This window comes from Streptomyces sp. XY006 (assembly GCF_002237655.1).
In the GTDB taxonomy this organism is placed as follows: Bacteria; Actinomycetota; Actinomycetes; order Streptomycetales; family Streptomycetaceae; genus Streptomyces; species Streptomyces levis.
This window is the reverse complement of sequence record NZ_NOKT01000014.1, coordinates 43355-57470: the sequence shown is the minus strand read 5'-3', so window position 1 is coordinate 57470 and position 14116 is coordinate 43355. Positions and strand designations below refer to the sequence as shown.

General features: G+C 71.5%; 12 protein-coding genes. 6 read left to right on the top strand and 6 right to left on the bottom strand.

The genetic code is table 11. The annotated features are described in order from the left end of the window. Positions 1 to 21: 21 nt before the first annotated feature. From grpE to CHR28_RS17785, 3 genes are all read right to left on the bottom strand, one after another. Positions 22 to 678 carry a nucleotide exchange factor GrpE gene (grpE, locus tag CHR28_RS17795; protein ID WP_094054625.1) on the bottom strand — a complete coding sequence of 219 codons (657 nt, stop codon included), beginning with the start codon at positions 676 to 678 and terminating at the stop codon, positions 22 to 24. Beyond that, positions 675 to 2531 carry a molecular chaperone DnaK gene (gene dnaK / locus CHR28_RS17790; RefSeq protein WP_094054624.1) on the bottom strand — a complete coding sequence of 619 codons (1857 nt, stop codon included), beginning with the start codon at positions 2529 to 2531 and terminating at the stop codon, positions 675 to 677. Before dnaK ends, grpE begins: the two co-directional genes overlap by 4 nt. A gap of 94 nt (positions 2532 to 2625) precedes the next feature. Further along, complete coding sequence (locus CHR28_RS17785) at positions 2626 to 3636, bottom strand: MraY family glycosyltransferase (RefSeq protein ID WP_094054623.1); 1011 nt, start codon at positions 3634 to 3636, stop codon at positions 2626 to 2628. A 243-nt stretch (positions 3637 to 3879) separates the two neighbouring features. Between CHR28_RS17785 and CHR28_RS17780 the strand changes: the two genes are divergently transcribed. Beyond that, on the top strand, positions 3880 to 6204 hold the full coding sequence (locus tag CHR28_RS17780; RefSeq protein WP_094054622.1) for a 4Fe-4S dicluster domain-containing protein: 2325 nt from the start codon (positions 3880 to 3882) through the stop codon (positions 6202 to 6204). A 77-nt stretch (positions 6205 to 6281) separates the two neighbouring features. Here CHR28_RS17780 and CHR28_RS38790 read toward each other — a convergent pair whose 3' ends face one another. Next, on the bottom strand, positions 6282 to 6467 hold the full coding sequence (locus tag CHR28_RS38790) for a hypothetical protein (RefSeq protein WP_306437569.1): 186 nt from the start codon (positions 6465 to 6467) through the stop codon (positions 6282 to 6284). 440 nt (positions 6468 to 6907) lie between these two features. On the opposite strand from CHR28_RS38790, the gene CHR28_RS17770 reads away from it, so the two are divergent. Together CHR28_RS17770 and CHR28_RS17765 are read left to right on the top strand one after the other, a co-directional pair. Next, complete coding sequence (locus tag CHR28_RS17770; protein ID WP_094054620.1) at positions 6908 to 7450, top strand: GntR family transcriptional regulator; 543 nt, start codon at positions 6908 to 6910, stop codon at positions 7448 to 7450. Next, positions 7447 to 8226 (top strand): GntR family transcriptional regulator, encoded by a 780-nt coding sequence (locus CHR28_RS17765; protein WP_094054619.1) that lies wholly within the window; start codon positions 7447 to 7449, stop codon positions 8224 to 8226. The genes CHR28_RS17770 and CHR28_RS17765 overlap by 4 nt, the downstream gene beginning before the upstream one ends. Before the next feature lie 34 nt (positions 8227 to 8260). Here CHR28_RS17765 and CHR28_RS17760 read toward each other — a convergent pair whose 3' ends face one another. After that, complete coding sequence (locus CHR28_RS17760) at positions 8261 to 8914, bottom strand: DUF1707 SHOCT-like domain-containing protein (protein WP_094054618.1); 654 nt, start codon at positions 8912 to 8914, stop codon at positions 8261 to 8263. A 182-nt stretch (positions 8915 to 9096) separates the two neighbouring features. On the opposite strand from CHR28_RS17760, the gene CHR28_RS17755 reads away from it, so the two are divergent. Further along, on the top strand, positions 9097 to 9432 hold the full coding sequence (locus CHR28_RS17755) for a DUF6233 domain-containing protein (protein ID WP_094054617.1): 336 nt from the start codon (positions 9097 to 9099) through the stop codon (positions 9430 to 9432). A 20-nt stretch (positions 9433 to 9452) separates the two neighbouring features. On the opposite strand, the gene CHR28_RS17750 is transcribed toward CHR28_RS17755, so the two are convergent. Beyond that, entirely contained in the window at positions 9453 to 10802 is a 1350-nt protein-coding gene (locus CHR28_RS17750; RefSeq protein WP_256984287.1) for a hypothetical protein, read from the bottom strand. Between the two features lie 435 nt (positions 10803 to 11237). Here CHR28_RS17750 and CHR28_RS17745 point away from each other — a divergent pair, with 435 nt between their 5' ends. Further along, entirely contained in the window at positions 11238 to 12644 is a 1407-nt protein-coding gene (locus CHR28_RS17745) for an FG-GAP-like repeat-containing protein (RefSeq protein ID WP_094054616.1), read from the top strand. 35 nt (positions 12645 to 12679) lie between these two features. Further along, positions 12680 to 14095: an FG-GAP-like repeat-containing protein gene (locus CHR28_RS17740; protein ID WP_094054615.1), complete on the top strand. Its 1416-nt coding sequence runs from the start codon at positions 12680 to 12682 to the stop codon at positions 14093 to 14095. Positions 14096 to 14116 lie beyond the last annotated feature (21 nt).

Genomic DNA, 14116 nt, shown 5'->3' with positions numbered 1-14116 from the left:
CCCTCCTTCCCTTCGTCCACGTCAGCCCTCGTCCGGGCCACCGCTCTCCTTGTCGTCGGCTTCGGCGGACTCGTCCGCCTTGACCGTCTGTGCCCCCGGCTGGGGCTCGGCCACCGCCACCCGCGCGGGGCGGATGGTGCGCTCGCCGATCCGGTACCCGGGCTGCAGAATCGCCACGCAGGTCGTCTCGGTGACGTCCGGCGCGTAGCTGTGCATCAGGGCCTCGTGGATCGTCGGGTCGAAGGGCTCGCCCTCCTTGCCGAACTGCTGCAGGCCCATCTTGGCCGCGGTGCTCTCCAGCGACTCGGCGACGGACTTGAAGCCGCCCACCAGTTCGCCGTGCTCGCGCGCGCGGCCGATGTCGTCGAGCACGGGCAGGAGCTCGGTCAGGAGGTTCGCGATGGCGATCTCCTTGACCGCGATCCGGTCGCGCTCGACCCGGCGGCGGTAGTTCTGGTACTCGGCCTGGAGGCGCTGGAGGTCCGCGGTGCGCTCGCCGAGGGCGGTGCGCACCTGGTCCAGCTGGGCCACCAGACCGGCGTCCTGGCCCGTGTCCCCGGCCGGGGCCGCCTTCTCCTCCGGGGAGGAGGAGGCGGCCTTCGGCTCGGCGTCGTCGGAGGTGGCGCCGGAAGGGACGTCGGGCTGCTGCTCGTCGAAGCCCGGGGTCTCCTCCGTCACGCGGCACCGTCCTTCCGGTCCTCGTCGACGATCTCGGCGTCGACGACGTCGTCGTCGGCCTTGGCGTCACCGGCACCCGCGCCGGCTCCGGCGGAGGCGCCGCCGGCGGCCTGGGCGCCCTGGGCGTCGGCGTACATGGCCTGGCCCAGCTTCTGGGAGACGGCGGCGACCTTCTCGGTGGCCGTGCGGATCTCGGTGGTGTCCTCGCCCTTGAGCTTCTCCTTCAGCTCGGCGACGGCCTCCTCGACCTCGGTCTTGATCTCGCCCGGGACCTTGTCCTCGTTGTCCTTGAGGAACTTCTCGGTCTGGTAGACGAGCTGCTCGCCCTGGTTGCGGGACTCGGCGGCCTCGCGGCGCTTGTGGTCCTCCTCCGCGTAGCGCTCGGCCTCCTCGCGCATGCGGTCGACCTCGTCCTTCGGCAGCGAGGAGCCGCCGGTGACGGTCATCTTCTGCTCCTTGCCCGTGCCGAGGTCCTTCGCGGTCACGTGCATGATGCCGTTGGCGTCGATGTCGAAGGACACCTCGATCTGCGGGACGCCGCGGGGCGCCGGGGGCAGACCGGTCAGCTCGAACATCCCGAGCTTCTTGTTGTACGCCGCGATCTCGCGCTCGCCCTGGTAGACCTGGATCTGCACGGACGGCTGGTTGTCCTCGGCGGTGGTGAAGATCTCGGACCGCTTGGTCGGGATCGTCGTGTTCCGCTCGATGAGCTTGGTCATGATGCCGCCCTTGGTCTCGATGCCGAGGGACAGCGGGGTGACGTCGAGGAGCAGGACGTCCTTGACCTCGCCCTTGAGGACACCGGCCTGCAGGGCGGCGCCGATGGCGACGACCTCGTCCGGGTTGACGCCCTTGTTGGCGTCCTTGCCGCCGGTCAGCTCCTTGACGAGCTCGGCGACGGCGGGCATACGGGTCGAGCCGCCGACGAGGACGACGTGGTCGATCTCGCTGATGGAGATGCCGGCGTCCTTGATGACGTTGTGGAACGGCGTCTTGCAGCGCTCCAGGAGGTCCGCGGTCAGCTGCTGGAACTGCGCGCGGGTGAGCTTCTCGTCGAGGTGCAGGGGGCCCTCGGCGGAGGCGGTGATGTAGGGCAGGTTGATCGAGGTCTCGGTCGACGAGGACAGCTCGATCTTCGCCTTCTCGGCGGCCTCGCGCAGACGCTGCAGGGCCATCTTGTCCTTGCCCAGGTCCACGCCGTGGCCGGACTGGAACTGCTGGACCAGGTAGTCGACGATGCGCTGGTCCCAGTCGTCACCACCGAGGTGGTTGTCACCGTTGGTGGCCTTCACCTCGACGACGCCGTCGCCGATCTCCAGCAGCGAGACGTCGAACGTACCGCCACCGAGGTCGAAGACCAGGATGGTCTGGTCGTCCTTGTCGAGGCCGTACGCCAGCGCGGCGGCGGTCGGCTCGTTGACGATGCGCAGCACGTTCAGACCGGCGATCTCGCCGGCCTCCTTCGTGGCCTGGCGCTCGGAGTCGTTGAAGTACGCCGGGACGGTGATGACCGCGTCGGTCACCTTCTCGCCCAGGTAGGCCTCGGCGTCCCGCTTCAGCTTCTGCAGCACGAAGGCGCTGATCTGCTGCGGGTTGAAGGGCTTCCCGTCGAGCTCGATCTTCCAGTCCGTGCCCATGTGGCGCTTGACGGAGCGGATGGTCCGGTCCACGTTCGTGACCGCCTGGCGCTTGGCGACCTCGCCGACGAGCACCTCACCGTTCTTGGCGAAGGCGACGACGGACGGCGTGGTCCTGGCGCCCTCGGCGTTGGTGATGACGGTGGGCTCGCCGCCCTCCAGAACGCTGACGACGGAGTTAGTCGTGCCCAGGTCGATGCCGACCGCACGTGCCATGGTTGGTTCCTCCAGCTGACTTGAGTGCAACGGACTCAAGTGTGCACGACGGCTCCCCACCGGTCAACAGAGCTGAGTCGACCGGGCTCAAGTCTTATCCGTTCCTTACACGCAACGGCGCTCTGACCTGCGGCGATACTGAGCGTCGAGCGGTGTACACAGGGACACGGGAGAGGGACAACACCACCACCACCGCCCCGCCCGCCACCCACCACAGGGCGTCGCTCCCGACCCGTTCGGCGTGCGCGAGTACCCCGACGACCGCGCCGGACAACGCCGCGAGGCCCAGCAGCAGGGTGACGCCCGGCACGGTCGGACCGAGCCGGCGCAGCCGGTGCGCGAGATGGTCGGGGCCGCTGCGCAGGACGGGCCGCCCGCCCAGCCGCCGCGTCAGCAGCACGAGCACGGCGTCGGCGCCCGCCAGGGCCGTCAGCGCGAAGAGCACCCCCGCGCTCTCCGCGAGCCCGAACCCGGCCCGGACGTGCACCAGCCCGAGCGCGATCACGAACCCGGCGGTCATGGACCCGCAACTGCCCAGACCCACGCGCGCGGGATGCCAGTTGTGCAGCAGGAAGCCGGTCAGCGCCGCGGCCAGCACGCTCATCAGCCCGGCGACCCCGTCCAGGACGTCGACCGCCGCGCAGGCCGCCACCCCGAAGGCGCCGACCACCCCGGCCGTCCCGGCGAGCCCGTCGGCGTGGTCCAGCCCTCGGAAGGCGAAGGTCACCCCCACGGCCCAGGCGACGGCGAGCAGCCCGGGCACCACACCCGTCTCCCCGTACGGCACGACGCACGCGGCGGCCACGGCCGTGCCGGCGGCCAGCACCCGCCGCCGCAGCCGCCACACGTCGTCGGCCAGCCCGAGCAGGGCCACGACACCGCCGGCGACGAGCAGCCCGCCGGTCCCGCTCCCGGCCGTCCCCCAGTCCTTGACGACGACCACCGCCCCGGTGACGACCACGACGGCCACTCCGCCGGACAGCGGCACCTCCCGCTGCCGCCGCCGCTCGACCAGCCGCAGCCGCAGGGCGGGGGTCCGCAGGGCGGCCGCGAGCAGGGCGGTGAGGAGGAGGGCGGTGGCGGCGGCAGCGATCCCGTAGAGCACGGATATAAGTTAGGCGTCACTATGACAATTCGGTACGAATAACACGACGGGATCGCGGCCGGATTCCGCGGCGCTTCTGAGGCAACCCTCAGCGATTCAGATCACTGCCCACCCGGCTACAGTGCGGCGGAAGATAGGGGTAGTCTCAGACGGACCGCATAAGTTACCGCTTAGTAATTTCGGGGAACCCTCGGAAACGACAGGTCACCCCGACGAAACCCCTCGCAGGCCCGAGGAGCCCCCATGCAACTCGCCGCGATCATCGTGTCGCTGGTACTGACCGTGGTCGGCGTCGCGCTGCTCGCACGCGCGATCGGCCAGTTCGTCCGGTACTTCAAGCTGGGCCAGCCCGTGCCCGCCGGTACCCGGACCGACAACCCCTACCAGCGCAGCGTGACCCTGGTGAAGGAGTTCCTCGGCCATACGCGCATGAACCGGTGGGGCATCGTCGGCATCGCCCACTGGTTCGTCGCGGTCGGCTTCCTGACGCTGCCGCCGACCCTGGCCCAGGCCTTCGGCCAGCTGTTCCAGGCCGACTGGGTGCTGCCGGTCATCGGCACGTTCCTGCCGTTCGAGCTGTACATCGAGTTCATCGGCGTGATGACGGTCCTGGGCATCGCGGTGCTCATCGCGATCCGCCTGGCGAACCTGCCGAACCGGCCCGGCCGCAAGTCCCGCTTCGCGGGCTCCAAGGCCGGCCAGGCCTACTTCGTCGAGTACGTCATCCTCACCATCGGCCTGGCGATCTACGTGCTCCGCGGCCTGGAGGGCGCGCTGCACCACGTCGACCACTACGAGGCCTCCTACTTCGCCTCGTACCCGCTGGTCCTGGCCTTCAAGGGCCTGTCGGTCACGGCGCTGCAGAACCTGGTCTACCTGGTCGCCATGATCAAGATCAGCACCTCGTTCATCTGGATGATCGTGGTGTCGCTCAACACCAACATGGGCGTGGCCTGGCACCGCTTCCTGGCGTTCCCGAACATCTGGTTCAAGCGCGAGGCGAGCGGCGGCACGGCGCTGGGCGCCCTGCAGCCGATGACGTCCGGCGGCAAGCCGATCGACTTCACCGACCCGGGCGACGACGACGTCTTCGGCGTCTCCCAGGTCGAGCAGTTCTCCTGGAAGGGCCTGCTGGACTTCTCCACCTGCACCGAGTGCGGCCGCTGCCAGTCGCAGTGCCCCGCCTGGAACACGGGCAAGCCCCTCTCCCCCAAGCTGCTGATCATGTCGCTGCGCGACCACGCGCACGCCAAGGCGCCGTACCTGCTGGCCGGCGGCGGCAAGACGATGGAGGGCGAGGAGAAGGCGTCCGAGGAGCAGCTGGCGGGTGTGCCCGCCGCCGCCCTGGCGGAGGCCGAGCGCCCCCTGGTCGGCACGCTGGAGGAGAACGGCGTCATCGACCCGGACGTCCTGTGGTCCTGCACCACGTGCGGCGCCTGTGTCGAGCAGTGCCCGGTGGACATCGAGCACGTCGACCACATCGTCGACATGCGCCGCTACCAGGTGATGATCGAGTCCGCGTTCCCGTCCGAGGCGGGCACGATGCTCAAGAACCTGGAGAAGAAGGGCAACCCCTGGGGCCTGGCGAAGAAGCAGCGCCTGGAGTGGCTCAAGGAGGTCGACTTCGAGGTCCCGGTCGTCGGCAAGGACATCGAGGACCTGTCCGAGGTCGAGTACCTCTACTGGGTCGGCTGCGCCGGCGCCCTGGAGGACCGCGCGAAGAAGACCACCAAGGCCTTCGCGGAGCTGCTGCACATCGCGGGCGTCAAGTTCGCGATCATGGGCGGCGACGAGAAGTGCACCGGTGACTCCGCCCGCCGCCTCGGCAACGAGCCCCTGTTCCAGGAGCTCGGCATGGAGAACGTCATGGCGCTGAACATGGCGTTCGGCGAGGAGATGGACGAGGACGGCAAGGTGACGCCGGAGTCGGCGAAGCCGAAGTCGGCCAAGAAGATCGTCGCGACCTGCCCGCACTGCCTCAACACGCTCGGCAACGAGTACCCGCAGCTCGGCGGCGACTACGAGGTCATCCACCACACGCAGCTGCTGCAGCACCTCGTCGACGAGGGCAAGCTGATCCCGGTGACGCCGGTCGAGGGCATCATCACGTACCACGACCCGTGCTACCTGGGCCGCCACAACAAGATCTACACGCCCCCGCGCGAGATCATCGCGGCCGTCCCGGGCGTCCGCAACGAGGAGATGCACCGCCACAAGGAGCGGGGCTTCTGCTGTGGCGCGGGTGGCGCGCGGATGTGGATGGAAGAGCGCATCGGCAAGCGCATCAACAACGAGCGTGTGGACGAGGCCCTGTCGGTCAACCCCGACATCGTCTCGACGGCCTGCCCGTTCTGCCTGGTCATGCTCACGGACTCCGTGAACGGCAAGAAGAACGAGGGCAAGGCGAAGGAGTCCATCACGGTCGTGGACGTCGCCCAGCTCCTGCTGGACTCGGTCAAGACCCCGGTCCCGGCGGAGACCGACGACGACACCGACGGCGACGACGGCGAACCGCCGGCGGGCACGGCGGACTCGGAGAACGCCCCGGAACCGGAGCCGGTGAAGTAGCCACCCCGGCCGGTTGGTTCCACTGACCCTGACGCCCCCTGCCCGAGTCATCGGCCGGGGGGCGTCGGCATTGCTCCTCACGCCTCCTCCACGCTCCTCCGCCCCCGGCTCTCCGCGACGCGCAGAACGTCCCGCAGGGCCTCGGTGAGCCGCTCGGCGAGATACCGCAGCTGACCCTCGGTGGCGTCGGAGAGCAGATCGTCGGCGTGGGCGAGGAGCCGGGCGGCCATGTCGAGCCGAACGGCCTCGGCGATGTCGGCCATCCGGGAGACACGCCCTCCACCGTCATCGGTGATCAGGAAGCACGGCTTGGCTCCCTCACCGGTCCAGGGAAGGAGCCGGAGCGTACGGCGCGGAGTGGCGTCCATCAGCAGGCCCCGACGTACGGACGTACGGCGACGGTCGAGGCACCGTCGATGGGGTCGTCCGAGCGGTACGGGCTGCGGTGGGCAGGCAGAGGCACATCCCGGGTGCAGGCCGCAGTCGGCGAGCCGCGTAACGGGATTCGGCCCGCCGGCCAGGAACGAGCCGTGAGCCTCGGCCAGGCGAAGCGACGGCGCAGGAAGTCAGCCATAGCTCGACCTTACTGCTATTCGCGAAATGCAGCAAGAAGGCCGAAGCGGCCGTCCGGGAACCCATGGCCACCAAGCGGCTTACCGTGTAAAGCGGCAAGGTCGGAGTGGGCGCCGGGGTCGGAGGAACTGTGGATGCGAGCAAGTGGGTCAGCACGTCGATGCCGTATCTGGCGCCGCGCGAACGCGGACAGAGCGACGCGTGGAGCGCCGACGCAGCCGCCCAGGGCCGACGTGGCTCGCAGCGCATCGTCCACGCCGGCGAGGTCCCCGCACCACCCGAGGTCGCGCGACTACTCGGCTTGCCGGACGGAGACCAGGTCGTCGTACGGCGCCGCCTGATCCTCCTCGACGACGAACCGAACGAACTGACCGACACCTACTACCCCACCGCCATCGCCCGTGGGACGCCGCTGGCCGGAACGGCGAAGATTCGCGGCGGAGCCGTCACCTTGCTGGCGGAGCTGGGGCACGTCGGCACGCTGGTCAGGGAGGACGTGACGGCCGACCTGCCCGACGAGGCCGAGCGAGAGGCCCTGCGGCTCACACCGACCGAGCCGGTCCTACGCCTCACCAGGCTCACCCTGGACCGTGACGACCGCCCGATCCAGGTCGACCGTATGGTGATGCCCGCCCGGCGCCAGCAGCTGCGCTACGAGATCAGAATCGGATGACCGTGCCCAAGGCAGAACCGCAAGCCCACGACCGCCGCTCACTGCACGAACGGATCGCGGCCGACCTGCGCGACGACATCATGACCGGCGAACTGCCGCCGGGTGCGAACCTGCCCTCGACCGCACAGCTCAGAAGTCGCTTCGACGCCTCGAACGCCACCGTTCAGAAGGCACTGCAACTCCTCAAGGAGGAGCGCCTGGTGGTGGGACGGGCAGGCGCGGCGGTCACGGTCCGCGAGCACAGGCAGCGGACGATACGCCCTGCCGGGTCCCTCACTCCGGCAGCGCCGGGCGAGCCCAGTCCCTGGCTGGCCGAGGCGGCCGAGCAGGGCACGGACGCCCGCATCACTCTCCTCGGTGTGACGGAGACGGTTCCGCCCGCTGACATCCGCACGGCTCTGGGGCTTCAGGACGGCGAGACGGCCGTCCTGCGCAGCCAGCTGCTCCTGATCGACGACGAACCGGCGGAGCTCGTGAAGTCCTACTACCCGCGGGACATCGCCGACGGCACGCCACTGATGGAACCCCACCGCATCAAGGGCGGAACCGCCACGCTGCTCAGGCACCTGGGCCACGAGCCCCACCGCTGCGTGGACCGCGTCTCGGCCCGAGTCCCCACCCAGGAACAGTTCGAGGCCCTGCGCCTCCCGGGGAGCCTGCCGGTCCTGTGCACCTTGCGGGTCGTCCACGCGGCGGACGGACGCCCGGTCGAGGCGACGTCGATGGTGAAGGCGGGGCATCTCTACGAGTTGCAGTACGAGTTCGGGCCGGAGTGACGGTCGTGTCGCCCAGCGCCACGTAGAGGGGCCGTCAAGCCCCCGCGGAGGAAGACCCCGCCCTCCCCAGCAGCCGCCGGCCGAGTGTCCCGCCCGTGGGGCCGATCACCACGCGGCCGTGGGTTTTCTGGCCGGTCAGTTCCACTCGTAGGGTCACCGGCGTATCGGGGGCCGTCGGGGACCGGCGGTGCTTGATTCTGCTGTGTGTCAGTTGCAGGGCGTCCGTGTCGATCACGATGCCCGGTCTCGTGATCAGGGTCAGGGTCTTTCCGGTCATCGCCAGGTCGATCCGCAGCGTGTCGTGCGTGATCACCGCTTCCGTGAAGTCGAGCGTCACCTTGCAGAACGTCACCGCGAGCTCCAGCCTCCGCGGCACCACCCAGCGCCCCGCGCGCACGACCGGGCCGCTGTGCACCTGCTCGATCCGGACGACGTCCTTGGCCTCCGCCGCACCGGTCCCCGCCAGGGCCGGCGGGAGGTCCGCGGTCAGGGGCGCCAGTTCCTTCAGGGTGCGCGCCGACAGGGCCGTCTCCAGGCGTTCGTCCAGCTCGTCCGCGGTCAGCAGGCCGTCCCCCGCCGCGATGCGCAGCACGTCCACCACCCGGTCCCGGTCGGCGTGCGAGGCGCGCAGGTCGGGCGTGGAGCCGGGGCCGGACTGCCTCCCGGTGGGCGAGATCTCTCCCGGCATGCTTCCGTCCTGCTTCCGTCCTGATCGAGGGGGAACGCCGACCCGCGACGCGGGCAGCGGCACCCATCATGCCGAGGCCCGGGCGGGTCAACAACCGCAGGGCAGCGGGCCGTTCGCGGCAGGGTCGCGCGGGGAGGGGCTCGCCCTCCCGTCCTTCTGGCCCTGAACCTAGAATCGAACGTATGAACGATCCAGAGTCGCGGCTCGCGCTGCTCCGTTTCCTGGAGCGCGTGCAGGAGCGCGACCTGGCACGCACCCGTCGGTGGATCGCGGACGAGGAGCGCCGCCAGGCGGAGCGGCGGCACGGCCTCCTGGCCCGGCCGCCCGCACCCGACTGGCTGATCGAGCGCGGACTGTCCGGTCAGGAGGCCGTGTACGTGCACGTCGGCGGCTGCTGGAACGCCGGGCAGCGCAGCAGGGGCGTCGACCGCGATCACGCCCGGCGGGCCCTCGCCGAGGGCGTCAAGGCCTGCCCGCAGTGCCGGCCGGACACGGCCCTGGGCTTCGTGGACGGCTAGACGATCTCAGCCGGGCGCGCTCAGCGCCCCACCCGCACCACCGCCGACGTGGCGCCGCGGAAGGACTCCGTCTCCTCGAAGCGCGCCCGGTACGAGCCGCGCCCCGCGTCCGGCAGGTCCGCCGAGAACGCGTACCCCTCACCGGACCACTGAGCCTCCACCGTGCGCAGGTCCGTCCAGCGCCTGCCGTCCCGGGAGTACTCGATGTGCACCGGGATGGTGCCCGGCGTCCAGCCGTCGGGGAAGTCCATGGCGCCCTCGACGCGCACGCCGCCGCCCTGCGCCCGCGTGGCCGAGAAGGACGTGAAGACCGAGGCGCGCAGGACCTTGATCTCCGCGCTGTTCCTGGAGGCCGGCGCGATGAACGGGTCGTCGCTGTGGGAGGCCACGCGGAACGTGCCGGTCTCCCAGGGGGCGTGGGTGAAGCTGATCCTGCCGTCCGCCCCGGTGGTGAAGTAACCGACGCTCGCGAACTGCCCTCCGGCCGAGGGCTCGAACAGCACCCCGCCGCTCTGGCCCTCGAACGGCACCCACCCCTGCGCCGTCTCGCGCTCCAGCGTCGCCGTGATCGTGACCTCCTCGCCGAGGTCGATCGTCCGGGCCGCCGCCGGGGCCTCGATCGTCCAGCGCGTGGCGACCTGCCGGACGCCGATCCCGATCGGTGAGGACTCGCCGTAGAGGACGTACGGGTTGGCGTTGTCGTGCCGGTAGACCGCCTGGACCGGGACCGCGTCGTTCACGGTGACCGTGCCGGAGAAGTGGCCCTGCGCGTCGGTGCGGACGGTGTTCTCCGTCCAGTTGTCCACGTCGAGGTCCACCCGGTGGTCCGCCAGCGGCTTGACCTCGCGGTTCCCGGGCCAGCGTCCCTTCAGCGTGCCGTCGACCCGCACCTGGCGGCCGTCCGTGTCGATCTCCGTGCGGTCGGTGCGCACGTCCTCGAACACGGCCGCGACGTAGTACGCGAGCGTGCCGGCGGAGTTGTCCACGGTGCGGTCGCCGTCGGCGTCCGTGGCCTCGACACGGACGTCGTAGGTGCCGAGGGCGGGCAGGTCGAGCGGCTGCCTGGTGTGCCACACGCCGTCGTCCGCCGTGCCGTGGGCCAGGGTGAACGCGTCGAACTCGACGACGGCGACCTCCTGCTGCGTGGCCGCCGAGACGAGGTGGGCCCGGATGCCCGTGACGGCGCTGTCGGAGCGGATGCCGATCTGCAGCGTGCCGAGGTCGCCCGAGACGCTGTTCGCGTAGCGGACGTCCGGCGCCTGCCCCTCGGCACCCTCCGCCCCCTCCGCCGCGTACGCCGCCGGCCCGCCGGTCAGCAGGAGCGCGGCGGCCGTACCGATGGCAGCGCAGGCCGCCCGAGTTCTGAACAAGGTCCCCCCACAGGAACGCGTCGAACGCCGCACCGGACAGCCCGCGCGCGGCCGAACAGCCTTTCTACCGCACGCCTCTGACGACGGTCCCCCGAGCTTCCGCGGCTTCCCCCAGCCGACAGCAGCCCCCAGCCCACAGCAGCCCACAGCAGCGCCGAGAACAACCGAACTCACGTACAACCCTTACGCCCTCACACAGGTCTCCTGATCGCCGACCGCCCATGAACGCCAGGACAACTCCCGGCGAACGGGGACGGCTCCGGCATCTCATCGACCGCGGATGCCCGCCAGGCATCCCGCATGCCGCAGGAGACCCCGCATGGACCCGCACGCCCCGCCGCACGGCACCCCCCACCGGGCCTGCGCACCCACGCCCCCGGCCGGCCACGGCACCCCCGCCGTCTGAGCCCCTCCACCCCGACCCGGAGCCCCGCCTTGCGCAAGCGCACCCTCGTCCTGGCCGCCGCCCTCACCACCGGCCTGCTCACCGCCGCCCCCGCCGCCACGGCCGCACCCTCCGGCCTCTCCGGCGACTTCAACGGCGACGGCTACCGCGACGTCGCCATCGGCGCGTTCGCCGCCGACGCCGGCCCGGTGCACGGCGCCGGCGCCGTCGTCGTGCTGTACGGCTCGTCGTCCGGTGTCTCGGCGGCCCGCAGGACCGTCATCACGCAGGACTCCCCCGGTGTCCCGGGCGCCGCCGAGGAGGACGACCGCTTCGGCTACAGCCTCGCCGCCGGCGACCTGGACCGCGACGGCTACTCGGACCTGGTCGTGGGCGCCCAGTACGAGGACATCGGCGACCGGGACGGCGTCGGCTCGGCCACCGTCCTCTGGGGCGGCAAGTCCGGCCTGTCCGGCGGCAAGGGCCTGCCCCAGCCGTCCGACCTCACCGAGTGGGGCGGCTTCTCCTCCGGCGTCGCCACCGGCGACTTCGACGGGGACGGCGCGACGGACGTGACGATCACCGGCCAGTCCCGCACCCGTCTCTACAAGGGCCCCTTCACCCGCACGAGCGGCCCCGCCGGCCACACCAGCCTCGGCACGTTCGGCTCCACGTACGAGGTGTTCGCGGGCGACCTCGACCGGGACGGCGACGCCGAGCGCGTCTACCCCTTCCTCGTCACCGGCGACGAGGGCGGGGAGATCAGCTACCACGGCTGGACGGGCACCAAGTACGCCGCCACCGACCTGCCCCAGGCCGACGGCGAGACCGGCACCATCGCCGACGTCGACGGCGACGGCTACGGCGACCTCGTCCTCGGCGACTACCAGGACCCCCGTGCCGAGAAGCCCGGCGGCCACAAGGGCGGCCAGATCACCGTCTGGTACGGCGGCCCGTCCGGCCCCGACCCGGCGCAGAAGCCGACCGTGATCCACCAGGACACCGCGGGCGTGCCCGGCGCGGGCGAGACCGGCGACCTGTTCGGCTCGGCGCTCAGCGCCGGTGACGTCAACGGCGACGGCTACGCCGACATCGCGGTCGGCGCCTGGGCCGAGGACATCGGCTCGGTGGAGGACGCCGGCTCGGTCACCCTGCTGTTCGGCTCGGCCGGCGGCCTGACCGGCACCGGTGCCAAGTCCTGGTCGCAGGACACCGCGGGCGTCCCCGGCAGCAACGAGACCATGGACGCCTTCGGCATGACGGTGCGCCTGGTCGACCTCGACAAGAACGGCAAGGCCGACCTGGTCACCGGCGCCGGCTACGAGAACGGCTACGGCGCCGTCACCGTCCTGCGCGGCTCCGCCTCCGGCCTGACCACCTCCGGGTCGCTGTTCGTGTCGGCCCGCGACGTCTCCCTCAAGGGCGGCGCCGCCTTCGCCTGGGCCATCGCCCAGTGACCCACCGACGACTCCTCAGCGAGGCACCCACCCCCATGCGGACCCGTATCACCGCCGTCCTGCTCGCGGCGGCCCTGACCCCGCTCACCCTCACCGTCTCGGCCCACGCGGCCACCGCCGCCGCCCCCTGGGACTTCAACGGCGACGGCCGCACCGACCTCGCGATCGGCGCGCCCGGCGCCACGGTCTCCGGCAAGGCGAAGGCGGGCGCGGTCTCCGTCGTCCACGGCAGCACCGGCGGCCCGAAGACCTCCACGCGCACGCTCCTCACCCAGGACACGGCCGGGGTGCCCGGCGCCGCCGAGGCCGACGACGCCTTCGGCTCCGCCCTGGCCTCCGCCGACCTCAACCGCGACGGCTACGCCGACCTGCTGATCGGCGTGCCCGGGGAGGACTCCCACGACACCAACAACGGCACCGTCACCCTCGTCTGGGGCTCGGCGTCGGGCCTGAGCGGCGCCCGCTCGCTGTACAGCCCCTTCGACACCGACTACGACCGCTACGGCCAGAGCCTCGCCGCCGGCGACTTCGACCACGACGGCGACCCCGACGTGGCGGTCGGCTCCACCGGCCCGGTCACTCTCACCCTCGTCAACGGGCCCGTCACCAGGACCGGTTCGCCGAACGGCGCCTCGGGCTCCCGCAACGACTGGTGGTCGACGGCCACCGGCGTCACCCACCTCTCCTCCGGCGACGTCACCGGCGACGGCCACCCCCGCGTCGTCCTGCACGGCCGCGCCGCGCACAACGGCGCCGCCACCACCACCCTGGCCGACATGGAGATCGGCAACTACAACGACTGGCTGCAGAAGCTGCCCGGCGGGTTCGTCTCCGCCGTCGGCGACATCGACGGCGACGGCCACGACGACATCGCCGTCGGCAACGACCGGGAGCCCGCCGCCGACCCGGAGGGCGCCCTCGGCGGCAGGGTCTCCGTCGTGTACGGCGGCCCCGCGGGCCTCGACCCGGACCGCGCCCCGCTCGTCCTCACCCAGGACACCGCCGGGGTGCCCGGCGCCGCCGAGAAGGGCGACCGCTTCGGCAGCGGCGTCGCGCTCGGCGACGTCAACGGCGACGGGTTCGCCGACCTGGCGATCGGCACCGCGGGCGAGAACTCCGCCGCCGGGGCCGTCACCGTGCTGTACGGCTCGGCGTCGGGCCTGACCACCAAGGGCGCGGTGTCGTACACCCAGAACACGGCGGGCGTGCCCGGCGGTTCGGAGAGCGGCGACCGCTTCGGTGAGCGCGTCACCCTCACCGACCACACCGGCGACCGCCGCGCCGACCTGTCCGTCTCCGCGCCGGGCGAGAACGCCGGCGACGGCGCCGTCTGGTCGCTGCGCGCCACCGCCACCGGCCTGACGACGTCCGGCGCGACGAGCTTCGGCCCGGGCACCACGGGCGTCTCCACGGCGGGCACGCCGGGCTACGGCACCGCACTCACCTCCTGACACCGACGGGGAACCTCCACC

Excerpts from the sequence above, each read along its gene's own strand:
- CHR28_RS38790 (WP_306437569.1), bottom strand. The coding sequence starts at position 6,467 with ATGGCCGACATCGCCGAGGCCGTTCGGCTCGACATGGCCGCCCGGCTC.
- dnaK (WP_094054624.1), bottom strand. The coding sequence starts at position 2,531 with ATGGCACGTGCGGTCGGCATCGACCTGGGCACGACTAACTCCGTCGTC.
- CHR28_RS17755 (WP_094054617.1), top strand. The coding sequence starts at position 9,097 with ATGAACGATCCAGAGTCGCGGCTCGCGCTGCTCCGTTTCCTGGAGCGC.
- CHR28_RS17760 (WP_094054618.1), bottom strand. The coding sequence starts at position 8,914 with ATGCCGGGAGAGATCTCGCCCACCGGGAGGCAGTCCGGCCCCGGCTCC.
- CHR28_RS17765 (WP_094054619.1), top strand. The coding sequence starts at position 7,447 with ATGACCGTGCCCAAGGCAGAACCGCAAGCCCACGACCGCCGCTCACTG.
- CHR28_RS17740 (WP_094054615.1), top strand. The coding sequence starts at position 12,680 with ATGCGGACCCGTATCACCGCCGTCCTGCTCGCGGCGGCCCTGACCCCG.
- CHR28_RS17780 (WP_094054622.1), top strand. The coding sequence starts at position 3,880 with ATGCAACTCGCCGCGATCATCGTGTCGCTGGTACTGACCGTGGTCGGC.